This window comes from Exiguobacterium sp. s194 (assembly GCF_018618275.1).
Taxonomy (GTDB): Bacteria; Bacillota; Bacilli; order Exiguobacteriales; family Exiguobacteriaceae; genus Exiguobacterium; species Exiguobacterium chiriqhucha.
The window spans coordinates 15049-40539 of the sequence record NZ_JACSLT010000005.1 but is presented as its reverse complement, the minus strand read 5'-3'; the positions used below and the strand labels follow the sequence as shown (position 1 = coordinate 40539).

The following is a 25491-nucleotide window of genomic DNA, read 5'->3' as shown; positions in this document are numbered from 1 at the left end:
TGAAAACGCGAGCGAGCCCGCGTATAGCTTTATTGTACTTATTTACCTGTTAGAATGCAATGCACGGACAGGATAGAACTACCAATTCATCAAAAAAATTATACTAAAAAAATCTCGCCTGAACCATGTCAGGCGAGAAACGTTACTTACTCTTCGTCTAAAAGTGAGAGGACGTCATCGTTGTCAGCTTCGACTGTGACCGTCTTTTCACCGTTGAGACCGTAGTGGTCGCGAATCCGTTCTTCGACCGATGCGGCCACCGACGGGTTCTCTTTCATATACTGCTTCGCGTTCTCACGGCCTTGACCGAGACGCTCCTCGTTGTACGAGTACCACGCGCCGCTCTTTTGAACGATATCGAGGTCGGCCCCGATGTCGATGAGCTCGCCTTCACGCGAGATTCCTTCGCCGTACATGATATCGACTTCTGCCGTCTTGAACGGTGGCGCGATCTTGTTTTTGACGACTTTGATTTTCGTCCGGTTCCCGACCATGTCTTGGCCTTGTTTGAGCGTTTCAGCACGACGGACTTCGAGACGGACCGACGAATAGAACTTGAGGGCACGACCACCAGGTGTCGTTTCCGGGTTACCGAACATGATTCCGATTTTCTCACGGATTTGGTTGATGAAGATGACGATTGTCTTCGACTTGTTCGTCGCACCAGACAATTTACGGAGCGCTTGGCTCATGAGGCGGGCTTGAAGACCGACGTGTGAGTCTCCCATCTCCCCTTCAATCTCGGCTTTCGGAACGAGTGCCGCAACCGAGTCGACGACGAGGATATCGACCGCACCAGAGCGGACGAGGGCTTCCGCGATCTCAAGGGCTTGTTCCCCTGTATCCGGTTGTGATAAGAGCAACTCATCGATGTTGACGCCCAAGTTTTGTGCGTATTTCGGGTCGAGCGCGTGCTCGGCGTCGACGAAGGCAGCTTGTCCGCCGCGCTTTTGAACTTCAGCGATGGCATGAAGCGCCACCGTCGTCTTACCTGACGATTCAGGTCCGTACACTTCGATGACACGACCACGTGGATAACCACCTGCACCGAGGGCGATGTCGAGGGCGATTGAGCCTGACGGGGTCACCGAAACTTGCTGATCTGTATTTTCACCGAGGCGCATGATTGAGCCTTTACCGAATTGTTTCTCAATTTGGCGTAATGCCATTTCTAACGCTTGTTTACGATCACTCATAGATTAATGAGCCTCCTTTGATTGATACTTTCATTATAAGCGAAGCGAAGACGATACACAAGTTTTTTGCGAACGTTTATTCGCCTTTTTTCATTTGTTGCAGGAGCGCCCACATTCCGTCTTTCGTAGCCCGGGCTTGAATGACATGCCGCTCTTGATGCGGGTAATCACGTTCGATCACGTCAATCCCGTCCGGTGACCGGATGCCGATGAACACTTTTCCGACCGGCTGACCCGAATTTGACGTCGGACCGGCCTCGCCGGTGAACGCCAGCCCATAATCCGTTCCGGTCTGACGCGTCAGACCGAGGATCATTTCAAAGGCGACTTCTTTTGAGACGACCGAGTGTGAATCAATTGTATCAAGGGACACCCCTAAAAACCTATTTTTTAGCTCGTCGGAGTACGTGACGACCCCGCCCTTGAACACCGAGGATGCTCCTGGAACGGCCGTGAGCATCGCTTGGGCTTGACCGCCCGTGAGCGACTCGGCAATCGACAGCGTCGCCTTGCGCGCTTGTAACTCGTGAATCAGCCGTGCGGCGAGCGTATCCTCGTCTGAACCGAAGTAATAGTGACCGACCCGCGCCAAAATATCCTGTTTGACCCGTTCAATCATCTCCCGCGCCACGGTCTCGGTATCGGCGCGGGCGCTGATGCGCAGTCGTGCCTCGCCCGACTCGGCGTATGGGGCGACCGTTGGGTTCGACCCGGTCATCAAATCGACGACGGCCGCGTCGAGCGCCGACTCACCGATTTCATAAAAGCGCAACGATTCAGAGACGATGGTCATCCCGCCGAATTTTTCTGGGAACGTGGCGTCGACGATCGCTTTCATCTCCCACGGGACACCCGGTAACAACAGCCATGTCGGTTCGTCCTCGATCCACATCCCGGGCGCGAGACCGACCGGGTTGGTGAGCACTTCGGCCCCGGTTAAGACATCGGCTTGCCGCGCGTCCCCTTCGTTCGGCTCGCGTCCGCGCGAGGCGACGAAACGATGGATCGTCTCGAGCGATGCCTCGTCACGGATGAGTGGACGACCGAGCACCTCGGCGAGTGTCGTCTTCGTGATATCATCCGCCGTCGGCCCAAGGCCGCCAGTGACGATGACGAATTCACTTCGTGATCGCGCTTGTTCGAGTGTCGCTCGCAAACGTTCCTGATTATCTCCGACGACTACATGATACAGCACGGACAACCCGTATTTCGACAGCTGTTCTGATAAGTAACGGGCGTTCGTGTTCGTGATTTCCCCTAAGAGCAGTTCAGAGCCTACCGCAATGATTTCGGTGCGTTTCATCCAAATTCCTCCCCCCATTAAAAAAAAACGAGCTGTTCGGCCAAGCTGAACAACTCGTCTATGCCGATGGTTACATCGACTTTACAATGATCTTATAGTTTTGTGCGAAATATTCGGCCCCTGAGTAAATCGTCAAGACGAGCGCGAGCCACATGGCCCATTCGCCGAACGGGATGCCGACATAGCTGAAAATCGGGTTGCCGAACAGCAGGAAGATGATGGCAAAGAGTTGGACCCATGTCTTCGCTTTGCCCGACTTCCCGGCCGCGACGACGATTCCTTCATCGGCCGCCACGAGACGAAGTCCCGTCACCGCGAACTCACGCGAGAGAATGACGACGACGACCCATGCCGCGACGAGATCCATCTCGACGAGCAGGACAAGTGCCGCCGTGACGAGTAGTTTGTCAGCGAGCGGATCCATGAACTTCCCAAAGTTGGTGACCAAGTTGTGCTTCCGAGCGAGATGCCCGTCAAGCCAGTCAGTGATAGCGGCAATCGTAAAGATGACCGCGGCGATGAATTGATGGAGCGGTACGTCCGCCCCGAGGAAAGCGATGTCTCCCCAATCAAAATCTACGGCGAGTAAGACAACGAACACGGGGATGAGCAACACCCGTAACATCGTCAAACGGTTAGGTAGGTTCATCGAGAACTCCTCCTCTAGAAGGAGAGTCAACTTATTCTGCGTCGACTCTCTTTACAAATATATTTTGTGTGACCGGCGAGTCGGCTAATTCAAGCTCCCGGCCATTGACAACAATTTTCTCGACCCCACCGATCAAGCCGATTCGGATGCGAAGCGTATCCGTCTCCGCGTCCTCGATGACAATCGGGTTTTGTTTCGATTGGTTCGGATATTCCGGAGCGAGGAACGCTCCCTCGAGTGAGGTGTCCCGAACACCGACATATGTCGCCGGCGACTCTTTCACATGAATCTCCGTCGTCAGTTTATCGGCCGTCGCGATCTCATATGTGAGGTCTGCCCCGTTCGTCGACGCGACCGCAATCGGTCCCGTCTCTTCTGCCGGTTCTTCTTCGACCGGTTCTTCAGCCGGCGGTTCTTCTTCGACCGGCTCTTCTTCCGGCACGTCCTTGTTTTGATCAATGGTTACACCCGAGTTCGTCTGTTCAGTCGGTGACGCGTTTTGGTCGCCGAAATCAAGGTTTCGGACGACGTAATAGACGGCCGTCATCAACAGGAACGCGACGAGCACGAGCATGACTTTCGGTACCCAACGCGAGACACGGCTCGACGTCTCGGACGCTTTCGAATAGGTTTGCTTTCGCGATAATTGAACGGTCGGTTGCGGCTCGATTTTCGGCAAATCTTTCGCATACGTCTCGTACAGTTCATCGACATCAAGTCCTAACGATTCCGCATACGTTTTAATGAACGCCCGTGCATAGAACGAGCCAGGGAGATTTTTGTAATCACCTTCCTCGATCGCGATGATATAGCGTTTTTGAATCTTCGTCGTCTGCTGGATTTGGTCGAGCGTCAAACCGCTCGCCTCACGCCTTTGTTTCAAAAAAGTCCCTAGTTCTGTCACAGGGGTCCACACCTTCCATTCAAGTAGTTATTCAAACCATTCTGCCTCACGATGTGTCTCTTGAGGAATGATAATCTCCTCATCTTGTGAGTTCCTCAGTTCGATGATGTAATCAAAGTCTTCGAACACGCAATCGGTGTTGCGCACGTATAGGTCCGGATGCTCGATGACTTTCACGGACGGCAACCGCATGACTTCTCGAATCAATTGACGATGGCGTTCATCCATCGTCCGCGTCGAGACGGCACCGTCGATGATATAGACGTGGTCCCCTTCGCGTTCTTCTTCGAACAACGAGGTCCTCACCGTCTGCTTCATGAGCGTCGATGACAGGAACAGCCAGCGCTTGTTCGCACAGACGCTCGCCGCAACAATCGACTCGGTCTTCCCGACACGCGGATTGCCGCGCACCCCGATCAACAAGTGCCGTTCTTCTTTCATCAGTTCGGCGACGAAGTCGACGAGGACACCTAAGTCCTCGCGGACGAATTTGAACGTCTTCTTGTCGTCATTGTCGTGCTCGATGTAGCGCCCATGTCGAATCGCGATTCGGTCGCGAAGCTTCGGTCGCCGGAGCTTGATGACGACGATGGCTTCCATCTTGCGCAAAATATGTTCCAGACGATGGACGTGATCCGCGGCCGGGGCCTTTAACAGCATGCCGCGGCGTTGGAGATCGACGCCGTTAATCGTCACGATTGAGATTTGAAGCATCCCCATCAGTGAAGCGATATCCCCCAGGATACCGGGTCGATTCTGGCAAAGTTCATATTCGAGATACCATTCTTCGAACTTATGATCCATCTCGTCCACCCTTTCTGATGTGTGCTCGCTACCTTGTTCATTCTAAATTATTTTAGAAGAATTGAAAAGAACTCGTTTCAGTCGTGGCGACAAAGTTTTATACCCAACCACCATCGATCCGGAGCACGGCACCGGTCATGTAGGCGGCGGCTGGGGAACAGAGGAAACGAATCGTCTCCGCCACTTCCTCAGGTCCACCTAATCGGCCGAGCGGAATCTCCTCACGGGCCGTTTGTTTCGTCTCTTCTACCGTATCATTCATCGGAGTGTCAATCCACCCCGGTGTGACCGCATTGATGCGGACGTGAAATGGTCCCGCCTCACGAGCGAACGCCTTGACGAACCCGAGTTGGGCGGCCTTGACGGTCGAATAGAGGACTTCCCCGGCCGCACCGACCTCACCCCAGACGCTCGAGACGACGACGATATCGAGGGGGCGGTCGTAGGCTTTCTGCCCGACGACGTGTTGCACGAGCCGGATCATCGAGCGGACATGAATTCGGTACAGCCGATCGAGTTCGAGGAGCGACTGATCGACGAGCAACCCGTAGGCATGATTGCCGGCGACGTGGATGATGCGGTCGACCGGTCCGAGTGTGTCGAGCCAAGCCTCGAGCCCGGTCTCATCATCGAGGTCACACGTGACGACGTCAGCCGTCAGTCCTTCGCTCGCGACGAATGCACGGAGCAATTCCGCCTGCGTATGCGCCTGCAAGATGAGGTCATCGTCCCGGAACGACAGGGCGACGGCACGACCGATTGCCCCGCTCGCTCCCGTGATGAGCGTCGTCACGGCTTCTTGACGATGCAGACGGTCCGGTGATCGGCTTGGAATAGACGGTCATACGCGGCGTACAGATCGTCGAGTGAAATCGCATCGAGCAGATCAGGGATGTCGAACATATTACCGCCACTGAGCGCATAGCGTGAGAACTGGTTAGCGATGAACTCAGGTGAGTTGAGCGCCTTCAAAAACTGCCCTTTCATCATGCGCTTCTTGCGATCGAGTGTCTCGGCGCCGAGTTCGAGCGGACGCTCGAGGGCGGACGTGATACGGTCGACGAACGGCTCGACGTGCGGCGTCTCCATCGACAGGACGGCGAAGGCGAACGTCTCTTCTGACGTATAGTCGAACGAGAACGCGTCATCGATCAATCCTTCGGCATACAGTTCCGCGTAGAGCGGCGCCGTCGTGTCGAACAAGGCGTGCATGAGGAGCTCGACGATGAGCTCTTGCTTCATGCCGTCCTTGCCGGTGAGCGGCGTATCCTTATATCCGATCATCACTTTCGGGACGGAGACGTCCATCTCGATGATGCGTTCGGCCAGATGCACCGTCTCCGGCTCTTCGATTTCTTCCCGCGCCGTCAACAGCGGCTGTGGGAACGTCTTCGCCGCCTGGTTGGCGGTGATTTCGGCGAGAATCGCGTCCGGGTCGATATTCCCGACGACGAACAGCACCATGTTGCTCGGATGATAGAACGCTTGATGGCAACGATACAAATCGTCGGCCGTGATGGCGCTGATCGATTCGATCGTCCCGGCGATGTCGATTTTGACCGGATGTTCGGCGTACATCGCCTCAATCAAACCGAAATAGAGCCGCCAGCCCGGATTGTCTTGATACATCTGAATCTCTTGGCCGATGATGCCTTTCTCTTTCTCGACCGACGCTTCCGTGAAGTACGGCGCTTGGACGAAGTCGATTAACGTCTTCAAGTTCTCGCTGACGTTCGACGTCGCACCGAACAAGTATGCCGTCCGCGTGAACGACGTGAACGCGTTCGCCGACGCGCCGAGGCGTCCGAAGTGTTGGAACACGTCGCCGTCCTCTTTCTCGAACATCTTATGCTCGAGGAAATGGGCGATCCCGTCCGGTACGTCGACCCAGTCCTCTAGCTTGAACCGACGATCAATCGACCCGTATTTGGTCGTGAACGTGGCGTACGTTTTCTCATAGCCGGTCTTTTTCAATAAGTAAACCGTCAATCCGTTCTCGAGGACGGTATGATGAAGCGTCTCTCCGACGTTTGGAAAATCGAGTTTCATGCGGTTCCCCCCTTTAAACAATAGACGGCCTGTAGCGTCAATCGGTTCGCGAGCGCGGCCACGTCTTGACGCGACGTCCGTTCGATAATCGCCATCTCTTCGTCGAGCGAGAACGGACGGATGTCCGAACCGCTCATCCAAGCGATCAATTGGCGCGGATTATCGCCGAGTTGACGACGCTGATGGAATAACATCGCTTTCGTCTGTTCGAGCGTCTCATCCTCGAACGTGCCGGCTTGAAGGTCGGCTAGCTGGTCGGCGATAATCGCCTCGGTCTTGGCCTGGTTCGAGGCATCGATTCCGGCGTAGACGAACAACATCCGGCTGAGCGAGCTATACTGCGAGGCCGCGTAATAGGCCAAGCTCTCTTTTTCACGGACATTCATGAACAGTTTCGAGTGCGGGAAGCCGCCGAATAAGCCGTTGACGACTTGCATCCGGACGGCGTCCTCACTTCTCGGGTCGATGTCGACTTGATAGGCGAGGTGCAACTTGCTCTGATTGATGGCTTGATGTTCCTCGAGCCGTTGAAACTCACGGTCGACCGGCTGGGGATACTCCCGAACGAGACGTTCTCCGAGCCCTTCGAGCGGGGCGAACGCGTCCGTCACTTGTTCACGACTGACGTCCCCGACGACATAGACGTCGACGCGGTCGTGACGGATCATCGCTTCATACGCCTCGAACAACGTCCGAGGTGTCACGTGCTCCAACTGGTCAAGTGTCCCAAGCGATGGGATGGCGAGTTCTCCGCCGAGCAGCTCTTGTAGACGTTGTTGGGCAAAGCGCATCTTGTCATCGTATACCGATTCGATCCGTTGACGCTGTAGACGAGCCTCTTGCTCGACGATGAGCGGTTGGAACGCCCCGTCATAGGCGTTCGGACGAAGTAGCACTTCCTCGAGCAGTTTGATGGCTTGAGCGAGCACCGGTTCGCCGACGAGTTCATCGTTCACGACTTCAAGCTGGAACTGGATGATATGCTCTTTGCCGACTTTTGAGGCCCCGGCGTACAGGCTTGCGTCATACAGTTGTTCGAGCGGTGTATGGAACAGTTCGATCGACGGATAGGCTTCCGTCGCCTTCTCCATCACATACGGCAACAAGGCGCGGGCTGCAATCGTCTCAGGCGACAATGGCGCCGCGAACGAGACGAGACATGTCGTCGTCTTGAATTTTTGGGTCGGGTAGACCGAATAGTGCAATCGCTGTTGAAATTGTTCGATTCCTTTCATAACTGGATCTACTCCTTCTTCTTTTTCGTTTTAAAGACATCGGCACCGCGGGCGTACTCTTGATCAGGCACACCGGCCACGACGTTGGCGTAACGGGCCGCAGTAAATAAGTAATCACTCAATCGATTGTAGTACGGGAGTTGACGGACGGCTGCATCGACATTGACAAGTTCTCGTTCGACACGGCGACAGACGGTGCGCGCCACATGCAGGCTTGCCGCTCCGACACTGCCTCCCGGCAAAATGAACCGGACGAGCTCAGGACATTTGGCCTCAAGCTCGTCAATCCACGTCTCAAGCTCCGTGACGATTACTAAATCGACTTGTTGCGGCGGGTCTTGTTTATACATCAGCTCCGAGCCGAGATCGAACAAGTCGTGCTGGATTCGTGTCAATTGGGTCCGGAGCGTCTCGTCCGTCTGATGGGCGAGCGCGAGACCGATCTGACTGTTCAATTCATCTAACAGCCCCATCGCCTGGATGTGGGGATGGACTTTCAAGACGCGTCCACCAATGAGCGACGTCTCGCCCTTGTCCCCGCCTCGTGTGTACAGTTTCATGTCATTTCCTCCTTTATGCCACAAATGGTGACCCATAGGAGTCACCATTGTCGTTATGCCTGCGGTTGCGTGTACGGGAGACGGATTGTGAACGTCGTCCCTTCGTCGAGCGCGCTTGAGACGTCGACCATGCCGTGATGGGCATCGATGACGTTCTTGACGATGGCGAGACCGATTCCGGTACCCGCCTTGCCGCCGCTCGTCCGTGCTTTATCCGCTTTGTAAAACCGTTCGAACACGAACGGTAAATCTTCTTTCGGGATGCCGCTGCCCGTGTCGGACAGACGGATCATGAAGCCGGTCTCTTCTGCGCTCGCTTCGAGTCGAATCGAACCGGACTCGGTATGTGCGATGGCATTGCCGATCAAATTCGTGAACACTTGTTCCAATCGGTCCCCGTCCGCCTCAATCGTGTGACGCGGAGCCTCAGTCGAGAGGGTGATCCCTTTCTCGTTCGCCATCTGGTTGAACTTGCGCATGACGCGCGGTAAAAACTCACCGAGGTCGAACGTTGCGAATTGCATCGTCTCTTTGCCTGATTCAATCCGTGCCAAGTCGAGTAAATCGTTGACGAGACGAGCGAGCCGGAGTGACTCATCATAGATGATGGAAGCGAATTCTTTCGTCGCATCATCACTCTCGGTCATGCCGTCGATAATCGCCTCGGAATACCCTTGGAGCGTCACGAGCGGGGTCCGGAGTTCATGGCTGACGTTGGCAACAAAATCGGTTCGCATCTTGTCAAGACGATGGCTCTCGGTCGTGTCACGGATGACGACAACCGCACCTTCAAAATCGTCCTCGCCGAGAAGCGGTGTCACCGTCAACGTATAATAATGATCGTCTTGTTTCACTTCGATCGTCTTCTCCGGTGCCCCGGCAACGACGTCCTCATAGAGAGACAGGACGACTTCATGCGGCTGTTCGTCGATGAGGAGCGGTTGGGCTTGCGGGTTCGTGACGATGACGTTCGCATGACGATCGAGCGTGATGACCCCGTCGGCCATCGATCGTAAAATCGAGGCGAGTTGGAGCCGTTCTCGATCGAGCGCATTCACGTATGTCGACAGTTGGCTGCTCATCGCATTGAACGACCCGGCCAACTCCCCAATCTCATCGTTCGACTTCTGGACGAGACGGAGGTCGAATTGTCCTTCTCCTGTCTTATTGACCGCGTCACGCATCTCGCGGAGCGGTGCCGTAATCCGAGTCGATAAGAAGAAGGCAAATACGGTCGTGACGATGATGGCCGACGCGACCGTCCAAAAGATGATCGTCCGGGCCCCTTCGTTCGCACTCGAGATCGCGTCGAGCGGTTCGATCAAATAGAGCGTGTATTCCCCTGTCTCGAGTGAGAATGTCGTCCGATACGCGAGTGCCGCCTGATCGTCAAATGACGAAAAGTTTCCAATCGCGGTCTCCCCGACTGCCTGATACGTTTCCCAATCCTGACGGCCGAGCTCCGTCATGAGACCGTCGACTTCCGTTCCAAAGTTCGAACGGACCGTCCCGTTCTCTAATATATAGTTCGCACCGTACACTTCAATGATTTGGTCGACCGTCCGTGACGCGTCCCCTTCTTGAAGCAACACCGACTGGACCTGCCCGCCGAGCTTGGCCAAGTGGCCGCGTTCCTGGTCGATATGGAACGAGTTGAAAAACTCGAGCATCAACACAGAGACGATGAACAAGATGAGACTGACCAATACGAGAATCGTCAACCATAGTTTTGTGACGATGCTATTCCGGCGAATCATCACTCACTGACGACTTCGAACTTGTACCCGACACCCCATACCGTCGTGATCATTTGCGCGGCTTTTGGAGAGACCCGGTTCAACTTCTCCCGGAGTCGTTTCACGTGTGTGTCGACCGTTCGAAGGTCTCCAAAGAATTCATAGTTCCAAACTTCTTTCAACAGTTGCTCCCGTGAAAATACTTTGTCGACTTGTTTGGCCAAGAAGAACAAGAGCTCATACTCTTTCGGCGTGAGCGCGATTTCTTCTCCGTCGACCGTGACGCGGTGCGCATCGTTGTCGATCGTCAAATGCGCGAAGACGATCAAGTCTTTTGATTTTTCGGCCGTACGCAAATATTTCGTCGAGCCCGAGCGGCGAAGGAGTGCCTTGACGCGCAAGACGACCTCACGCGGACTGAACGGTTTGACGATATAATCGTCCGCTCCGACTTCGAAACCTTGGACACGATCGACTTCTTCGCCTTTCGCCGTCAGCATGATGACCGGTGTCGCCTTCGATTTCCGAAGCTCGGTACATACTTCGACCCCGTCCATTTTCGGCATCATCAAATCAAGCAGGATGACATCAAAATTGTGCTCAAGGGCGAGCTGAAGCGCCTCTTCCCCGTTCGTCGCTTCGACGATCACATATTGTTCCCGTTCCAAATACATTTTTAATAGGCGGCGAATTCTTTCCTCGTCGTCGACCACTAAAATTTTAGTTTTATTAGCCATCCACTAAACCTCCTAAAGAACCATTACAAGATGTAGCGAATGTTGCACAATTGTGAACATTTCGCTCTCTTTCATAACTATACCACTCTATTATTTGGCTTCACAACGGTCAGTTGACAGCGGCGTAAAAAAAGAAGCCACCGAAGTGACTTCTTTTTTTACGCATATGAGTGCAAACCTGCGATGACGAGGTTGACGAACACCAAGTTGAACATGATGACGGCGAAGCCGCCGACACATAACCAAGCGGCTTTTGTTCCCGTCCAACCACGTTGGATGCGCATATGCAAATAGTAGATATAGATGAGCATCGTGATGAGCGCCCACACTTCTTTCGGGTCCCAGCCCCAGAAACGGTTCCAGGCGATTTGTGCCCAAATCATCGCGAAGATGAGTCCACCGAGGATGAACACCGGCAAGCCGATGGCGATCGACCGGTAACTGATCTCGTCGGCGAGATCAAGGTCGACTTTTTTCGCGAGCGGTTGAAGCGCCTCGGCAATCCGTTTTCGCAAGATGACGAAACGAAGCAGTACATAAATCACGACGCCGGCGATGACCGACCAAATGAGCGTGTTCAACTTCAATGTATTGATGAACGTCGGTAACTCAAGTGACAGTCCGCCCGAACCAGAGAGAAGCTGAGCCCCTTCCGGCACGAACAACATCGGCATGAAGTATTCATACGACTCTTGTGTCCCGCGGTCGTTCGTGAACTCGACCACGCCACCGGCACCGATCGCCTTGAAGAGCATCGAGACGAGAATGAAGCCGAGCGTGCACATGAGGACGAACATCGTAATCTCAAGCCACGTTCGTGACTTCGACTGTTCCCGCATCGACGTCTCATTCAATAAGAAAATGAGACCTGAGGCGAAGCTGATGGCGAGAATTCCTTGGCCGAGCGCGGCCGTCGTGACGTGAATTTTCAACCAGACACTGTTCAAGGCCGGGATAAGCGGTGCCACTTCGCTCGAGAACATCGAAGCGAAAGCGATGACGAGAAGCGCCACCGGCATGGCGAACAAGCCAAGCACGTCATTTTTATAAATCCCGTACACGACGAGGAACCCGAACACCATCATCATGCCGAAGAACGTCGTGTATTCGTACAGGTTCGATACCGGTGCATAACCGACCCCGACCCAACGTAAAATAAAATATGTCATTTGAGCGATGAAGCCGATGACGGCCAAAATGAACGCATATTTGCCGTAGGCGATACGGTTGACGTTTCGGCCTTTGCGCATCCCGCTGACCGCGATCGTGAATAACACGGTCGCGACAGCGTAAAGGATGAACGCGATAAAGAGCAAACGACTGCTCCACTGAATCCACTCCATTATGATTCCCCTCTTTCATTGGTTGAGTTGTCGTCCGTCTTTTTTTCAAACCGTGCCTGATCTTCCCAGATCGGCAGGCCATTTTTCTCTAGGAGCGGTGTGATTTCGCGATTGAGCGAGGACGGGTTCTTGTTGGTGAAACCAGCGACGAGCACGTCCGTCTCATTGTGTCGGCGAATCCAGATACGACGGTGCGGCCAATACATCCCCATGACAATTCCAATCATGAAGATGACTCCACCGACAATCAAAATCGGATACGTCGAGTCACTCTTGACGCGTAGACCACTCGTACTTGCCATCTCCGTACCAGCGAACTGGAACACATAGCGATTATCTTCATCGGCCACGTTTAAACGAATTCCAATCAAATTCGATTCCGTCGTGCCGTCTGGTGTGTCAATCGCCATGAAGAAGGCCGGGTTGAGTGCCCGTGGCGATTTCGTGTTCGGTTGGCCGTCCTTGACCTCAAAGTCAGGATACAGGTCGTTCAGTTTGACCGTGACGTCTCCGAGGTCATACGTCGTCTCCGGGTTCGTCAAATCGACCGTGAACGGTCCATACACATCACCTGTCTCTTTATCGGCAACGTTAAAGGACATCGACAAGAATTCCAGGCGACTCGAATACTGTTCTTGATACACTTCGTACTTTTCAAACTTGAACGGGTGGTTCACTTTCGTCGAACCGGTATCGACTTCCTCGAGTTGCGGCGATCCGTCCTCGTTCGTCCCGGTCTTCTTGAACAGCGTCAATTCCGTCTCATAGTTTTTCGGGACTGCGCCCGCTTTCTCGATCGCCTTGGCAAATTTCGCATCTTCCGCGTTATTTTCCGGATCATACATCTCTAAGATGAACTGATCGTTGCGAAGATAATATTCATCATCCGTCGCTTCGAGCGGAACCGTATCGCCTTCGCGCACCCATTCGAGCGTATCCGTATGGAATGCCGGGAAAACGCGAAGCATCGCCCCGATGAAGAAGATGACGAGCCCAATGTGATTGACGTATGGACCCCAGCGACCGAATCGATATTTCTCGGCGAGTAAGGCATCCCCATCACGCTTCACTTGATAACGCTTGGCTTTTAAAGCCTCTCCGAACGCATCGATTTGCTCGTCCGTCCCTTTTCCCTCACCAATCAAACGTTGTCCGCGCATGAAGCGATCGGTACGTCGGACCGGTTGAAATTTCAACGCTTTATACAGCGGGAAAAATCGATCAATCGATACAACGATGAGCGATAACGTCAGCATCACGATCAACGTGATGTACCACCACGATGTATAGAGGTTGTGGAATCCTAGCGTGTAGTAAATCGTACCCGGTGTCCCGTACTCGTCCGTGTAATACTGGTTCGCCGGCAACTGTTGCGGAATATACATCTCTTGCGGGAAAATCGTTCCGATCGCCGACCCGACGATGATAAGCCCGATGAGCCATAGACCGACCTTGACCGATGCAAAAAAGCTCCACACCCGGTCAATCCATGACCGTGGACGACGCTTCGATCGTAAATCGGCGCCGTCGTATTTCATATCTAGCATTTGTGCGCCCCCCGTTCGCTTACAATGACTTCTCGGCCAACTCCATCAGTTTCTCTTTCGTGAGTTCACCTTCGTACTTTTCAATCACTTTGCCGTCGGCATCGATGACGAACGTGACCGGCAAGTTATAAATCCCGTACGCCTTCTCGACTTCGCTGCGCGTGTCCATCAAAATCGGATAGTCGAGCTTGACGCCGAGGCCGTTCACGAAATTATCGACCCGAAGCGGTGTCTCGCCGACGTTGACCGCCCAAAAATCGACGCCCATGTCTTGGAGTGCGGCATAGTTATCCTGGACGACCGGCATCTCTTTCTCACACGGTTCACAGAATGTGCCCCAGAAGTTCAAGAGCAACCCTTTACCGTCGTATGTGTCACGCTCGACCATCGTCGTCCCGTCAAGACTGACGAGCTTGAAGTTCGGCGCATCGTCACCGGCCTCGATACGTCCGTCGTTGCCGGCTTGTTCAAACAATTGCATGATAACGACCGCTCCTGCGAACAGGACCATCGTCATAATCATGAGCCGCCAAAATGACCGTTTTTTCTTATGGGCCATCGCCTGGTTCATGCGATCACCCGACTTTGTTTCTTTCGTCATGAGTTCACACCATCCTTTAGTTGTTATTGTACTGAAAAAACACCAAAAACGCACATTAACAGACTTTTTTCATCTTTTTGTCACACAATCTCCACAAAATAAAAAATCATCCTATCTCAGGACGATTTTTTAGTTGTTATTTTTTCTTTTTCTTGCCCCGTTGTACGGGTGGTACGGTCGGGTTGGCAAGCTCACGTAGCTTCGATACTTCCTTGCGTGACAGTTCACGCCATTCGCCCGTCGTGAGACCGTCGAGCGTCAAGAAACCGAACTGTTCGCGTTTCAGTTTGATGACTTCTGAACCGACTGCTTCGAGCATGCGACGGATTTGACGGTTATGGCCTTCCGAGATGACGATTTCTAAGATGGCCGAGTTTTTCTTATGGTCGACCGTCTTCATCTTCACTTGGGCGCTACCCGTCTTGTAGCCGTCATCGAGTTCGACACCCGACTCGAGTTGTTTAATCGCGATATACGAAGGAATGTTCTTCACTTTCGCGACATAACGTTTTGGGATCTTGAACTTCGGATGGGTCATCATATTCGAGAACTCACCGTCATTCGTTAAAATGATGAGTCCCGTCGTGTTATAGTCGAGACGTCCAACCGGGAAGACACGCGATCCAGGCGGTACGAGATCGGTGATGACTTTCCGTCCTTTATCGTCTTCGACCGTCGAGACGTAACCGCTCGGCTTGTAGAGCACATAATAAACATGCTCTTCTTGTTCGATTTTCACACCGTCGACCTCGACTTCAGACTTTGGACCGACTTTCGTACCGAGTCCGCGCACGACTTTCCCGTTGACGCGCACCCGTCCATCTAAAATCATTTCTTCGGCTTTACGCCGTGAGGCGACACCTGCTTGGGCAATCACTTTTTGTAAACGTTCCATTTATTCATTCTCCAATCTATCTTGCGTAATCGCAGACGGCTGGCCGAAGAACAAATCGCCTTCGTCCGAGAGCTCGTCTTCAAACGTTAATGGGGGCAATTCTTCAAGCGAATTAAACCCGAAATGGTCCAGGAAATGCTCGGTCGTCCGGTACAACTTGGCCCGGCCGATTGTCTTGGCCCGACCTGCCGACTCGATCAATCCTTTTGATAACAGCGTATGGATGACGCGTTCGACTTTAACGCCCCGGACTTCCTCGATATCGGCCCGGGTGACCGGTTGCTTGTACGCGATGATGACGAGCGTCTCCATCGCGGCCCGAGACAACGCTTGTTCGGCCATCGTGCCGACGTAGCGCTGGATATAGTCCGACACCTCAGGAATCGTCACGAGCTTGTACACGCCCGCCGATTCAATCAACTGGAACGGGCGACCGGAGTCTTTAAACGATGCTTCTAACTTGCTCAACTGTTCGCGGGCGGCGGCTTCGGAAATGTCAAGCGTATCCGCGAGGGCCCGCACTTCCATCCCTTCTTCGCCGACGACGAACAGTAGACTCTCAATAATCGTTTCATAAGACAACAACGGCTTCATTCCTTTCCTTTGACGATTCGACGAACGAGATTTGAATGTCCCGGTCTTCTTGTTTGGTCGTGACGACACGCAACTTGATCAGCTCGAGCAACGCCATGAACGTGACGACGAGGTCAGAGACGTCGGGACGCTCTTCGAAAAACGAGAAGAACGACGTCGTCCCCTCGGCCGACACGTGCTCATGCAACCGTGTCATCTGCTCTTCGAGCGTCCGCTCTTCGCGCTTGATCGTCTTCTTGCGGCGTTCTTTCCACCGCTTGCGCTCGACCATCTTCGAATAGGCGTGCAACAAATCCGCGAAATTGAGCGGCCCATCGTACGGCTGGACGAGATCAGACATATAGCGCGTCAAATCCTCGCCCGGGCGGCTATACAGTTCGAGCCGAGACTCTTCTTGCTCGCGCATGAACACGACCGCTTCTTTATACGCCTTATATTCAATCAACTGTCGAATCAACCCTTCGCGGGTCGGTTCTTCGCCGAAGTCAGGAATGTCATCCTCTTCGACCGGTACCGGTGGCAACAGTTGCTTGCTCTTCAATTGGAGCAACGTCGCCGCCATGACCAAATATTCACTGGCCACATCGAGCTCAAATTTTTGCATCGTCCGGATAAAGGCGACATACTGGTCCGTGACCTCGGAGACAGAGATGTCCGCGATGTCGAGCTCCATTTTGCCGATCAAGTGGAGCAACAAATCGAGCGGGCCTTCGAACGTATCGATTTTGACGTTGTACGCTTCCATAGAGACACCTGCCATTTACATTTTTGCGCTTTAGTATAACATGTTTTGTAGTACCGTGACCACGAAAGGAGAAATTTGATGTCAACGCCTTTAATCCAGTATACGCTCTTGTTTGAATGCCATGCCGATTATTTCGAATGCCACGAAGTGCTCGAAGAGGCATGGCAAGACGGGGGGCGCCAAGATCTCGGTTACGCCGCCTTGATTCAGTACGCCGTCGCCCATTACCACGCCCGACGCGGCAACACGGCCGGCGCAAAAAAGAGCATCTCGGCGCTGCAGCAGAAACTTACGTTGGCCGCGACCGCGCTCGAGGGGCACGGCATCGACGTGGAGACGTTCGCCCGGGACTTGGGTCGTTGGCCGCTCCCTGAGACGCTCCCGCTCGACACGTCGATGCGACAACGAATCGAACGCTTGAAACCGAATTTTGAACCGACCACGCTCACGTTTGACGAGCTCGTCCATAAACATATGTATCGCGACCGGACACCGGTCGTCACCGAGCGGCTCCGGGCGCTCGAGGCACGCAAAAAAGCTAGGCGCTGAGCCTAGCTTTTTTAGATTGCGACTTGATTCCATTTATCGAGCAAGTCTCCGGTCTTGCCTTGACCGACGAGCGTCAAGTCGAGCGGCAATAAGTTCCGGGTCTCATCGAGCAGTTCATAGGAACGTTTCTCGCCACGGAACGACGGAGACAGCGCGATATGATGGATGAACATCGTCGTCTCTTGTTGCTCCATCCCGATGATCCCGACGAAGTCTTCCCCGACTCTCCAGAGATAGAGGAATTTAGCCGGGTCATCTTCGTAGGACCGAACGAGGTCGAGCAAGGCGAGCGGGGATTTGTCGCTACATGAGAACGCGAGCAGTCCCATCGCCGTCTTTTCGTACGATTGTTTATATTTCACCAGCATCGCTGGTTTCACCACCTTTAGTCATTCATGTTTCACTAAGTGAACACGTGAGAGACATGGCTCATTGTGCCATAACGTTCAGGCAGAAATCAATTCTCGTCCCAAACTTTGACTTCGGCCATCTTCGTGCCTTGACGAAGTTTGACCGCGTGCTCGAGGCCAGACGTCACTTTTCCGAAGACCGTGTGGACGCCGTCAAGGTGCGGTTGTGGCTCATGGACGATAAAGAACTGCGAAGAGCCAGTGTTGCGGCCAGCGTGCGCCATTGAGAGCGAACCTGCTTCGTGCTTGTATGGGAACGACGTTGACGTCTCACATGGAATCGTGTAGCCTGCGCCGCCCATGCCTGTACCTTCTGGGCAACCGCCTTGGCTGACGAAACCTGGGATGACCCGGTGGAATGTCAAACCGTTATAGAAGCCGCTGTTCGCGAGCTTCTCGAAGTTTTCAACCGTGATTGGTGCCGCATCGTGGAACAAATCGAATTCGATCATTTCACCGTTCTCTAATTTCATAGATCCTTTTTTCATGGAAAGTAACCCCTTTATGTTCATAATAGTCTTTCTCACTCACACATTGCCCATTCTATCAAAAAAAACCGTCTGTCTCCACTATTTTGTGGAAACAGACGTTCTGACTTGCTACTTACTGGATGACAGCGTGGACGAGTGGACGGGCCGTCGGCTCTGTCGCACCGATCGTATACGCGTGGTCCATCCGCTCGAGCGCAGACGTCATATCTTCTTTGTTCGAACGGAGCACGGCGATCACTTCACCGGCTTCGACCTTGTCACCGACTTTCTTCTCGAGCGTGATACCGGCCGCAAAGTCGAGCTGATCATCTTTTGTCGCCCGACCTGCGCCGAGGAGCATCGCTGCCACACCGACTTCGTCAGCGATAATCGACTCGACGTAACCCGCTTGTTTCGCGACGAACGTCGTCTCATACTTCGCTTGCGGAAGTTTCGACAAGTCATCGACGAGCGACGCGTCGCCACCTTGTGCCGCTACGAACTGACGGAACACTTCGAGGGCATGACCATCCGCCATCCGTTTCTCGAGGTCAGCGTACGCCTCGTCGAACGTCGGATAGAACTCGCCAAGTACAGCCATATGGCCGGCGATCGTGAGGGCAATCGTCTTCAAGTCGTTCACATCTTTGCCCGAGAGGACTTCGATGGCTTCCTTCACTTCGTTCGCGTTCCCGATCTCGAAACCGAGCGGTTGGTCCATGTCCGTGATGACGGCGACCGTTTGACGGCCGACGTTCTTCCCGATGGCGACCATCTCTTCAGCGAGCGCTTTTGCATCATCGAACGACTTCATGAACGCGCCTGAACCAGTCTTGACGTCGAGGACGATGCTGTCGGCACCGGCCGCGATTTTCTTCGACATGATCGAGCTCGCGATGAGCGGGATTGAATCGACCGTCGCCGTCACGTCACGGAGTGCGTAAAGACGTTTGTCGGCAGGCGTCAAGTTACCCGTCTGACCGATGATTGACATCTTGATATCGTTTACTTGCTTCGTGAACTGTTCTTCCGTCAACTCGACGTTGAAGCCAGGGAACGATTCGAGCTTATCGATTGTCCCGCCCGTGTGGCCGAGACCGCGCCCGCTCATCTTCGCGACCGGAATGCCGATTGACGCGACGAGCGGAGCGACGATTAAGCTGATTTTGTCACCGACACCGCCGGTCGAGTGTTTATCGACTTTTTTACCTTGGATGTTCGAAAGATCGATGACGTCACCAGACTTGACCATCTCCATCGTCAAGGCTGCCGTCTCTTTCTCTGTCATGCCGTTAAAGTAAATCGCCATTGAAAGGGCCGACATCTGATAATCAGGAATCGTCTCGTTCGTGAAGCCTTCGATGATGAAGCGAATCTCCTCTTCGTTTAATTCGCCACCGTTACGTTTTTTCAAAATCAAATCGACCATGCGCATAAGTTTCGTCCTCCTAATTGGGTAGTGGTTACATGCTTTGAATCGTGCCGCGTACGAGTGAAAGGAAGTCTTGGCGGACGCGTTCTGTCGTCTCGATGACCTCTTCATGGTTGAGCGGTTGATCTAAAATCCCGGCTGCCATGTTCGACACGCACGAGATGCCGAGCACACGCATATCCGAATGACGGGCCACGATGACTTCAGGTACCGTCGACATGCCGACGACGTCGCCGCCGAGGAGGCGTGCCATCTTCACTTCAGCTGGTGTCTCGTATGTCGGACCTGTGTTTCCGAAATAGACGCCTTTTTGAATCGAGAGGCCGAGCTTCGCAGCGACACCTTCCGTCAACGTGACGAGCTCTTTATCGTACGCTTCTGACATATCTGGGAAACGTGTCCCGAAGTCGCTCGCGTTCTTGCCGATGAGCGGGCTCGTGCCGAAGAAGTTGATGTGATCCGTGATGATCATCAAATCGCCCGGGTTGAATGACTCGTTGCAAGCACCAGCCGCGTTCGTGACGATGAGCGTCTCGACACCGATCAATTTGAGGACGCGGACCGGGAACGTGACTTGTTCCATCGAGTAACCTTCATAGAAATGGAATCGTCCTTGCATCGCGACGACGCGTTTTCCTTCGAGGTCACCGAAGACGAGTTGTCCAGCGTGTCCTTCGACGGTCGATACCGGGAAGTGCGGGATGTCCTCGTAAGGGATTTTGACCGCGTTTTCAATTTCATCAGCGAGGACGCCGAGTCCTGAGCCGAGGATGAGTCCGATTTCTGGTGTTCCGTTCATGCGTTCCTGTAAAAATGCCTTTGTTTCGTTCCAATTTACCATGAGTAGTGCCTCCTCAAATTTCGTTTAAGAAACTCTTTCCGTGTACTGGTGCATCGACATCGAAGTTATCCGCGACTGTGGCGCCGATGTCGGCGAACGTTCCTCGAATCCCGAGGTCGACTGCTGTCGCGCCGTGATGATGAACGATGAGCGGCACGTATTCACGCGTATGGTCCGTGCCTGGTGCCGTCGGATCGTTCCCGTGGTCGGCCGTGATGATGAGCAAGTCGTCTTCACGCAACTTCTCCATCACTTCTGGTAGACGGGCGTCATACTCTTCAAGCGCGATCGCATAGCCTTCTGGGTCACGGCGGTGACCGAAGAGTGCGTCAAAGTCAACGAGGTTCAAGAAGCAGAGTCCTTCGAAGTCTTCATCGAGCGATTCGACAAGCTTGTCCATCCCGTCCATGTTCGACTTCGTCCGAATCGCTTTCGTGACGCCTTCGCCGTCGTAAATATCGCTGATTTTCCCGAGGGCGATCACGTCTTTCCCGGCCGTCTCGAGCGTGTTCATGACCGTCTTGCCGAACGGTTTGAGCGCATAGTCGTGGCGGTTCGACGTACGGACCCAAGCGCCAGGTGTTCCGAGGAACGGGCGGGCGATGATGCGACCGAGCATGTACGGGTCTTCGCGCGTGATTTCACGGGCGTATTCGCAGATGCGATACAACTCGTCGAGCGGGACGACTTCTTCATGCGCCGCGATTTGAAGCACAGAGTCAGCCGACGTGTAGACGATCAAGGCGCCCGTGTTGACGTGTTCTTCACCGAGCTCATCCAAAATCTCTGTGCCTGATGCCGGCTTGTTGCCAATGATGTCACGACCGCTGAACTCTTTGAGACGATTGATCAAGTCATCCGGGAACTCTTCGAAGACGCGAAACGGCGTATCGATATGAAGGCCCATGATCTCCCAATGGCCGGTCATCGTGTCTTTACCTGCTGAAATCTCTTCCATGCGTCCGTAGGCGCTAGGCGTCTCCGATGATTCGATTCCTTCAATCGGCTTAATGTTCGACAAGCCGAGACGGCCCATATGCGGCATGTTTAAACCACCATGCTCACGGGCGATATGTCCGAGCGTGTCCGAACCGACGTCGCCGAACTGATCGGCATCCGGGGACTCCCCGATTCCGACCGAGTCCATGACGACCAAGAAAATACGTTTAAATTTCTTCACAAAAAGTTCCTCCTTTGGTGTCGTTACGCACGCGGGTGATGTTTTCGATAGACATCATGAAGTCGTGCCTTATTGACATGTGTGTAAATTTGAGTCGTGGAGAGGTCTGCATGCCCGAGCATCTGTTGGATGGCCCGAAGGTCGGCGCCGTTCTCAAGCAAGTGTGTCGCGAACGAATGCCGGAGCACGTGCGGCGTGATCTCTTTTTGAATGCCAGCCTCTTTGGCCCGTCGTTTAATCATCTTCCAGAATCCTTGACGACTGAGCCGGCCGCCACGTCCGTTCAAGAACAACGCCTCGGTCTCCCGACCACCGAGCCCGTTACGCGCCTGCTGGATATAGCGTTCGACAAAACTTTGGGCGACCGATGACACCGGGATAATCCGGGCACTCTCGCCTTTGCCTTCACACTGTAGATACCCCAATTCGAACTGTAAATCATCCAAATCGAGCCCAAGAAGTTCACTGACGCGCATGCCCGTGCCGTAGAGCAGTTCGAGCATGGCCCGATCGCGCAGCGCAAGCGGGTCTGACGTCGGAACGCTGTCGAGTAACCGCTCGACTTCGTCTTGCGACCACGTGTCCGGCAGATGGCGCTCTGCTTTCGGCGTCTCTAAATAGAGCGCCGGGTCAGTCGTTGCCCCACCCGTCATCTTTAAATGATGATGGAACGTCCGAATCGAACTGACGGCCCTCCGCAATGATGAGGCGGCCCGACCGGCTTGCGACAACTCTTCCATATGCTTGACGATATGTGCCCGCGTGACTTCATTCCATTCGGTCACCCCGAGTTGGGTCAACGTCGATAAGTACTGGGTCAAATCGCTCGCATAGGCTTGTCTCGTGTTCGTTGACATTCGTTTTTCTACCGTCATGTACTGCAAAAATGACTCGACTTGCGAACGCATGACATCCCCCTCCTTTCTCGTTACACCTGAATACGCTTACATCATATCACTTATGTAAACCGTTGTGAAGACGTCTGACCTCATTTTTTTAAAAGCTTTTTTGTGACGGATTTTGGTGAGGTTTTTACGCTTTCCTTCCGATTGGGGGCTTACGAATCTCGTCACAATTTGATACACTCAAGTCGACTTATTAAACCAATTTAAAAAGTTAGGAAGGAGTCGTCCATGGACCAGACCACTACTAATCTGACGGTCGCCGTCAGACGGCAACTCGTCTTGAACGGCCGCTCTACCGTCGCCGCCATCTCGGAGGCGACCCGGCTCAGCTTTCCGACCGTCAAGAAGCAGTTAGAGCAGTTGATGCAAGCCGGTGAAGTGTTCGAACACGGATTTGAGGACTCACACGGCGGACGCCCTGCCAAACGTTACATCTATAATGAGAGGTTCACGCACGGATTGACGCTATACGTCGAGAAGACGGTCGTCCGCTATCGTCTCATCGATTGCAAAGGCGCAACGATTGACGACGGGACGCAAATGATTCTAGACGGGGACCACCTTGGTGCGCTCGGTGCGGTACTCGATCGACAGTTGGACCAGACCTCCGACGTGAGTGCGATCTCCATCGGTGTCGCGGCGGCCGTCGCGGACGGGACGGTCATCTTCGCCCCGGACTATACGACGTTCGCACACCTCGACTTGAAACATTGGGTCGAGTCACGCACCGCTCGCCCTGCCGTCATCGAGAACGACATGAACGCGGCTGTCTATGGATACGGACACACGCACGAACTCACTGGCGACCAGTCAATCGTCTACATCTATCTGGGAAAAAACGGACCCGGTGCCGGGATACTCATCAACGGACAGCTCATCCGTGGAAAGACCGGGTTCAGCGGGGAGATCTCGTTTCTACCGCTCTATGACGACTCGACGTTTCATGACCGGATAGCGAGTGAGCGGTCGGCCCCGGCCCCATTGTCGGACGCCGCGCTCGATGCGCTCGGTCGGCTCGTCGCGACCTTCACCGCGACGCTCAATCCGCACGCCATCATTTTTTCGGACGTCGATCTCGTCGATACCGAGTTGGAGGGGATTCGGCACGCCTGCCAGCGTCATATTCCGGCGGCTCACACCCCAGATTTATTGATCGGCATATGGGAGGAAGATTATTTCGCAGGCTTAGCTCGACGTTGCGTCGGGTTGATCCTTGAATCGATTTGAAGAGGTGAATTATGACAGGATTTTTATTATTGACCGTGATTTACATTGCCTTTATCAGTCTTGGCCTGCCCGACGCCTTGCTCGGTGTCAGTTGGCCGTTGATGCACGTCGAGTTCAACGCCCCGATCTCGATGGCCGGATGGATTTTTATGACCATTGCTGCAGGCACGATTTTATCGAGCCTACTCAGCGGTAGGTTGCTCGAACGTTTCGATACGAAGCAAGTCACGTTCGGCTCCGGACTCGTGACGGCAATGTGCCTGCTCGGCTTTTACGCGGCCCCGTCCTTGATTTGGCTGTTCGTCCTATCGATTCCACTCGGACTTGGTGCCGGGGCGGTCGATGCCGCGCTCAACCATTACGTCGCAGAAAACTATCAGGCGCACCATATGAACTGGCTCCATTGTTTCTGGGGCGTCGGAGCGACGGGCGGACCGCTCGTCATGGCCGGTGTCTTGACGGAGAGCGGTTGGCGTGACGGCTATTTAATCGTCGCGTTGATTCAGTTCGCGCTCGCCTTCCTCCTGCTCCTGTCGTTCCCGCTTTGGAAGCGCGAAATCAAAACGGAGCCCTCCACGCTCGAACGACAAGAGACGGCTGCGGCCGCGCTCGAACGAAAGATGCCGAAAGGCCTCTCGTATGCGCTGGCCACGTTCCTGCTCTATTGTGGGATTGAGGCGCTCATCGGCCTGTGGGCCAGCAGTTATCTCGTCCAGATGAAACAGTTCTCTGTCGCGACGGCCGCGACGTGGGTTTCAATCTATTACGGCAGCATCACGCTCGGTCGCTTCCTGAGCGGGTTCCTCTCGTTCCGCTTCACGAATCGACAAATGATTCGGCTCGGGCAAACCTTCGCTTTAATCGGTAGCCTCGTGTTTCTCATTCCGGCGACCGGAGCGATGTTGATCGGATTGATTTGTATCGGGCTAGGCTTGGCCCCGATTTACCCGAGCATGCTCCATGAGACGCCGCAGCGGTTCGGGAAGGAACGGGCAAAACGGTTGATGGGCTTCCAGATGGCGTTCGCCTACACGGGCAGCACGTTCCTGCCACCGCTATTCGGACTCATCGTGTCTCAGACGTCGCTCGGCCTATTCCCGCTCGTGACCGTCTTGATCATGCTCGGGATGCTCTTGAACACGGAACGCTTGAACTTGATCATGCACCAACCATCAAAGGAGGAACTCACATGAAAATCGAACACATCGCCATATGGGTGAACGACCTCGAACCGATGCGCCGCTTCTACGAGACGTACCTCGGGGCAACTGCGAACGACAAGTATACGAACGAACAAAAACAGTTCGAATCCTATTTTTTGACGTTCCCTGATTCGACATGCCGGCTCGAGTTGATGCGACGCCCGGACGTCCAAGGCACACCACGCGAAACGATTGGCTACGCGCATATCGCGTTCGCGCTCGGTAGCAAAGAGGCGGTCGATGCGTTGACACGACGACTCGAAGTCGACGGGTATCCGCTCATCGACGGACCGCGGACGACGGGAGACGGTTATTATGAAAGTGTCCTGCTCGACCCCGAACAAAATAAACTTGAATTGACGATTTAAGGAGATGAG

The 25491-nt window shown here is 53.9% G+C and carries 27 protein-coding genes; 4 read left to right on the top strand and 23 right to left on the bottom strand.

The window, feature by feature from the left end:
• Window positions 1-146: 146 nt before the first annotated feature.
• The 17 genes from recA to KNP85_RS07160 all read right to left on the bottom strand — a co-directional run bounded on the left by recA (window position 147) and on the right by KNP85_RS07160 (window position 16898).
• On the bottom strand, window positions 147-1196 hold the full coding sequence (gene recA / locus KNP85_RS07240; RefSeq protein ID WP_021067612.1) for a recombinase RecA: 1050 nt from the start codon (window positions 1194-1196) through the stop codon (window positions 147-149).
• 76 nt (window positions 1197-1272) lie between these two features.
• Window positions 1273-2499: a competence/damage-inducible protein A gene (locus tag KNP85_RS07235; RefSeq protein ID WP_214714744.1), complete on the bottom strand. Its 1227-nt coding sequence runs from the start codon at window positions 2497-2499 to the stop codon at window positions 1273-1275.
• Between the two features lie 70 nt (window positions 2500-2569).
• Window positions 2570-3148: a CDP-diacylglycerol--glycerol-3-phosphate 3-phosphatidyltransferase gene (pgsA, locus tag KNP85_RS07230; protein ID WP_021067614.1), complete on the bottom strand. Its 579-nt coding sequence runs from the start codon at window positions 3146-3148 to the stop codon at window positions 2570-2572.
• A 31-nt stretch (window positions 3149-3179) separates the two neighbouring features.
• A complete protein-coding gene (locus KNP85_RS07225; RefSeq protein WP_029595335.1) occupies window positions 3180-4052 on the bottom strand; it encodes a helix-turn-helix domain-containing protein in 873 nt (290 codons plus the stop codon).
• 27 nt (window positions 4053-4079) lie between these two features.
• Entirely contained in the window at window positions 4080-4856 is a 777-nt protein-coding gene (locus tag KNP85_RS07220; RefSeq protein ID WP_021067616.1) for a YmfK family protein, read from the bottom strand.
• Window positions 4857-4953: 97 nt separating this feature from the next.
• Window positions 4954-5649, bottom strand: coding sequence for an elongation factor P 5-aminopentanone reductase (gene ymfI, locus KNP85_RS07215; RefSeq protein WP_214802483.1), 696 nt, complete (start codon window positions 5647-5649; stop codon window positions 4954-4956).
• On the bottom strand, window positions 5646-6905 hold the full coding sequence (gene yfmH / locus KNP85_RS07210; protein ID WP_214802480.1) for an EF-P 5-aminopentanol modification-associated protein YfmH: 1260 nt from the start codon (window positions 6903-6905) through the stop codon (window positions 5646-5648). Before yfmH ends, ymfI begins: the two co-directional genes overlap by 4 nt.
• Window positions 6902-8140, bottom strand: coding sequence for an EF-P 5-aminopentanol modification-associated protein YfmF (gene yfmF / locus KNP85_RS07205; protein ID WP_214802477.1), 1239 nt, complete (start codon window positions 8138-8140; stop codon window positions 6902-6904). The genes yfmH and yfmF overlap by 4 nt, the downstream gene beginning before the upstream one ends.
• A gap of 8 nt (window positions 8141-8148) precedes the next feature.
• The gene (locus KNP85_RS07200) at window positions 8149-8700 is read right to left on the bottom strand and encodes a cob(I)yrinic acid a,c-diamide adenosyltransferase (RefSeq protein ID WP_021067620.1); all 552 of its coding nucleotides are present in this window, start codon (window positions 8698-8700) and stop codon (window positions 8149-8151) included.
• A gap of 53 nt (window positions 8701-8753) precedes the next feature.
• The gene (locus KNP85_RS07195) at window positions 8754-10457 is read right to left on the bottom strand and encodes a sensor histidine kinase (RefSeq protein ID WP_214802474.1); all 1704 of its coding nucleotides are present in this window, start codon (window positions 10455-10457) and stop codon (window positions 8754-8756) included.
• A complete protein-coding gene (locus KNP85_RS07190; RefSeq protein WP_029595330.1) occupies window positions 10457-11173 on the bottom strand; it encodes a response regulator transcription factor in 717 nt (238 codons plus the stop codon). Before KNP85_RS07190 ends, KNP85_RS07195 begins: the two co-directional genes overlap by 1 nt.
• A 158-nt stretch (window positions 11174-11331) precedes the next feature.
• The gene (ccsB, locus tag KNP85_RS07185; RefSeq protein WP_029595329.1) at window positions 11332-12516 is read right to left on the bottom strand and encodes a c-type cytochrome biogenesis protein CcsB; all 1185 of its coding nucleotides are present in this window, start codon (window positions 12514-12516) and stop codon (window positions 11332-11334) included.
• Complete coding sequence (resB, locus tag KNP85_RS07180; RefSeq protein ID WP_029595328.1) at window positions 12516-14063, bottom strand: cytochrome c biogenesis protein ResB; 1548 nt, start codon at window positions 14061-14063, stop codon at window positions 12516-12518. The genes ccsB and resB overlap by 1 nt, the downstream gene beginning before the upstream one ends.
• A 19-nt stretch (window positions 14064-14082) precedes the next feature.
• The gene (locus KNP85_RS07175) at window positions 14083-14664 is read right to left on the bottom strand and encodes a redoxin domain-containing protein (RefSeq protein WP_029595327.1); all 582 of its coding nucleotides are present in this window, start codon (window positions 14662-14664) and stop codon (window positions 14083-14085) included.
• A 136-nt stretch (window positions 14665-14800) separates the two neighbouring features.
• Window positions 14801-15559 (bottom strand): pseudouridine synthase, encoded by a 759-nt coding sequence (locus KNP85_RS07170; protein ID WP_214802471.1) that lies wholly within the window; start codon window positions 15557-15559, stop codon window positions 14801-14803.
• Window positions 15560-16153, bottom strand: a complete 594-nt coding sequence (gene scpB / locus KNP85_RS07165; RefSeq protein WP_214802469.1) for an SMC-Scp complex subunit ScpB — start codon at window positions 16151-16153, stop codon at window positions 15560-15562.
• Window positions 16131-16898 carry a segregation and condensation protein A gene (locus tag KNP85_RS07160; RefSeq protein ID WP_214802466.1) on the bottom strand — a complete coding sequence of 256 codons (768 nt, stop codon included), beginning with the start codon at window positions 16896-16898 and terminating at the stop codon, window positions 16131-16133. Before KNP85_RS07160 ends, scpB begins: the two co-directional genes overlap by 23 nt.
• Window positions 16899-16976: 78 nt before the next feature.
• Here KNP85_RS07160 and KNP85_RS07155 point away from each other — a divergent pair, with 78 nt between their 5' ends.
• A complete protein-coding gene (locus KNP85_RS07155) occupies window positions 16977-17447 on the top strand; it encodes a DUF309 domain-containing protein (protein WP_214802462.1) in 471 nt (156 codons plus the stop codon).
• 11 nt (window positions 17448-17458) lie between these two features.
• Here the strand turns inward: KNP85_RS07155 and KNP85_RS07150 are convergent, their stop codons facing one another.
• The 6 genes from KNP85_RS07150 to xerD all read right to left on the bottom strand — a co-directional run bounded on the left by KNP85_RS07150 (window position 17459) and on the right by xerD (window position 22688).
• Window positions 17459-17815 carry a GNAT family N-acetyltransferase gene (locus KNP85_RS07150; RefSeq protein ID WP_214802459.1) on the bottom strand — a complete coding sequence of 119 codons (357 nt, stop codon included), beginning with the start codon at window positions 17813-17815 and terminating at the stop codon, window positions 17459-17461.
• An 89-nt stretch (window positions 17816-17904) separates the two neighbouring features.
• Window positions 17905-18345, bottom strand: a complete 441-nt coding sequence (locus KNP85_RS07145) for a peptidylprolyl isomerase (RefSeq protein WP_021067631.1) — start codon at window positions 18343-18345, stop codon at window positions 17905-17907.
• A 115-nt stretch (window positions 18346-18460) separates the two neighbouring features.
• On the bottom strand, window positions 18461-19762 hold the full coding sequence (locus tag KNP85_RS07140; protein WP_214802456.1) for a pyrimidine-nucleoside phosphorylase: 1302 nt from the start codon (window positions 19760-19762) through the stop codon (window positions 18461-18463).
• A gap of 28 nt (window positions 19763-19790) precedes the next feature.
• Complete coding sequence (locus KNP85_RS07135) at window positions 19791-20600, bottom strand: purine-nucleoside phosphorylase (RefSeq protein ID WP_021067633.1); 810 nt, start codon at window positions 20598-20600, stop codon at window positions 19791-19793.
• A gap of 13 nt (window positions 20601-20613) precedes the next feature.
• A complete protein-coding gene (gene deoB / locus KNP85_RS07130; RefSeq protein WP_021067634.1) occupies window positions 20614-21780 on the bottom strand; it encodes a phosphopentomutase in 1167 nt (388 codons plus the stop codon).
• 23 nt (window positions 21781-21803) lie between these two features.
• On the bottom strand, window positions 21804-22688 hold the full coding sequence (gene xerD / locus KNP85_RS07125) for a site-specific tyrosine recombinase XerD (RefSeq protein ID WP_021067635.1): 885 nt from the start codon (window positions 22686-22688) through the stop codon (window positions 21804-21806).
• Between the two features lie 225 nt (window positions 22689-22913).
• On the opposite strand from xerD, the gene KNP85_RS07120 reads away from it, so the two are divergent.
• Genes KNP85_RS07120 through KNP85_RS07110 form a run of 3 tightly spaced genes read left to right on the top strand, consistent with a single transcriptional unit; the run spans window position 22914 to window position 25482 of the window.
• The gene (locus KNP85_RS07120; protein WP_214802453.1) at window positions 22914-23912 is read left to right on the top strand and encodes an ROK family transcriptional regulator; all 999 of its coding nucleotides are present in this window, start codon (window positions 22914-22916) and stop codon (window positions 23910-23912) included.
• An 11-nt stretch (window positions 23913-23923) separates the two neighbouring features.
• Window positions 23924-25105, top strand: a complete 1182-nt coding sequence (locus KNP85_RS07115; RefSeq protein WP_214714734.1) for an MFS transporter — start codon at window positions 23924-23926, stop codon at window positions 25103-25105.
• Complete coding sequence (locus tag KNP85_RS07110) at window positions 25102-25482, top strand: VOC family protein (RefSeq protein WP_021067638.1); 381 nt, start codon at window positions 25102-25104, stop codon at window positions 25480-25482. The genes KNP85_RS07115 and KNP85_RS07110 overlap by 4 nt, the downstream gene beginning before the upstream one ends.
• Window positions 25483-25491: the final 9 nt, after the last annotated feature.

What these genes read in the sequence shown, in the direction of transcription:
- recA (WP_021067612.1), bottom strand. Translation starts at nt 1,196, where the DNA reads ATGAGTGATCGTAAACAAGCGTTAGAAATGGCATTACGCCAAATTGAG.
- KNP85_RS07235 (WP_214714744.1), bottom strand. Translation starts at nt 2,499, where the DNA reads ATGAAACGCACCGAAATCATTGCGGTAGGCTCTGAACTGCTCTTAGGG.
- pgsA (WP_021067614.1), bottom strand. Translation starts at nt 3,148, where the DNA reads ATGAACCTACCTAACCGTTTGACGATGTTACGGGTGTTGCTCATCCCC.
- KNP85_RS07220 (WP_021067616.1), bottom strand. Translation starts at nt 4,856, where the DNA reads ATGGATCATAAGTTCGAAGAATGGTATCTCGAATATGAACTTTGCCAG.
- yfmH (WP_214802480.1), bottom strand. Translation starts at nt 6,905, where the DNA reads ATGAAACTCGATTTTCCAAACGTCGGAGAGACGCTTCATCATACCGTC.
- yfmF (WP_214802477.1), bottom strand. Translation starts at nt 8,140, where the DNA reads ATGAAAGGAATCGAACAATTTCAACAGCGATTGCACTATTCGGTCTAC.
- KNP85_RS07200 (WP_021067620.1), bottom strand. Translation starts at nt 8,700, where the DNA reads ATGAAACTGTACACACGAGGCGGGGACAAGGGCGAGACGTCGCTCATT.
- KNP85_RS07195 (WP_214802474.1), bottom strand. Translation starts at nt 10,457, where the DNA reads ATGATTCGCCGGAATAGCATCGTCACAAAACTATGGTTGACGATTCTC.
- KNP85_RS07190 (WP_029595330.1), bottom strand. Translation starts at nt 11,173, where the DNA reads ATGGCTAATAAAACTAAAATTTTAGTGGTCGACGACGAGGAAAGAATT.
- ccsB (WP_029595329.1), bottom strand. Translation starts at nt 12,516, where the DNA reads ATGGAGTGGATTCAGTGGAGCAGTCGTTTGCTCTTTATCGCGTTCATC.
- resB (WP_029595328.1), bottom strand. Translation starts at nt 14,063, where the DNA reads ATGCTAGATATGAAATACGACGGCGCCGATTTACGATCGAAGCGTCGT.
- KNP85_RS07175 (WP_029595327.1), bottom strand. Translation starts at nt 14,664, where the DNA reads ATGACGAAAGAAACAAAGTCGGGTGATCGCATGAACCAGGCGATGGCC.
- KNP85_RS07170 (WP_214802471.1), bottom strand. Translation starts at nt 15,559, where the DNA reads ATGGAACGTTTACAAAAAGTGATTGCCCAAGCAGGTGTCGCCTCACGG.
- scpB (WP_214802469.1), bottom strand. Translation starts at nt 16,153, where the DNA reads ATGAAGCCGTTGTTGTCTTATGAAACGATTATTGAGAGTCTACTGTTC.
- KNP85_RS07160 (WP_214802466.1), bottom strand. Translation starts at nt 16,898, where the DNA reads ATGGAAGCGTACAACGTCAAAATCGATACGTTCGAAGGCCCGCTCGAT.
- KNP85_RS07155 (WP_214802462.1), top strand. Translation starts at nt 16,977, where the DNA reads ATGTCAACGCCTTTAATCCAGTATACGCTCTTGTTTGAATGCCATGCC.
- KNP85_RS07150 (WP_214802459.1), bottom strand. Translation starts at nt 17,815, where the DNA reads ATGCTGGTGAAATATAAACAATCGTACGAAAAGACGGCGATGGGACTG.
- KNP85_RS07145 (WP_021067631.1), bottom strand. Translation starts at nt 18,345, where the DNA reads ATGAAAAAAGGATCTATGAAATTAGAGAACGGTGAAATGATCGAATTC.
- KNP85_RS07140 (WP_214802456.1), bottom strand. Translation starts at nt 19,762, where the DNA reads ATGCGCATGGTCGATTTGATTTTGAAAAAACGTAACGGTGGCGAATTA.
- KNP85_RS07135 (WP_021067633.1), bottom strand. Translation starts at nt 20,600, where the DNA reads ATGGTAAATTGGAACGAAACAAAGGCATTTTTACAGGAACGCATGAAC.
- xerD (WP_021067635.1), bottom strand. Translation starts at nt 22,688, where the DNA reads ATGCGTTCGCAAGTCGAGTCATTTTTGCAGTACATGACGGTAGAAAAA.
- KNP85_RS07120 (WP_214802453.1), top strand. Translation starts at nt 22,914, where the DNA reads ATGGACCAGACCACTACTAATCTGACGGTCGCCGTCAGACGGCAACTC.
- KNP85_RS07115 (WP_214714734.1), top strand. Translation starts at nt 23,924, where the DNA reads ATGACAGGATTTTTATTATTGACCGTGATTTACATTGCCTTTATCAGT.
- KNP85_RS07110 (WP_021067638.1), top strand. Translation starts at nt 25,102, where the DNA reads ATGAAAATCGAACACATCGCCATATGGGTGAACGACCTCGAACCGATG.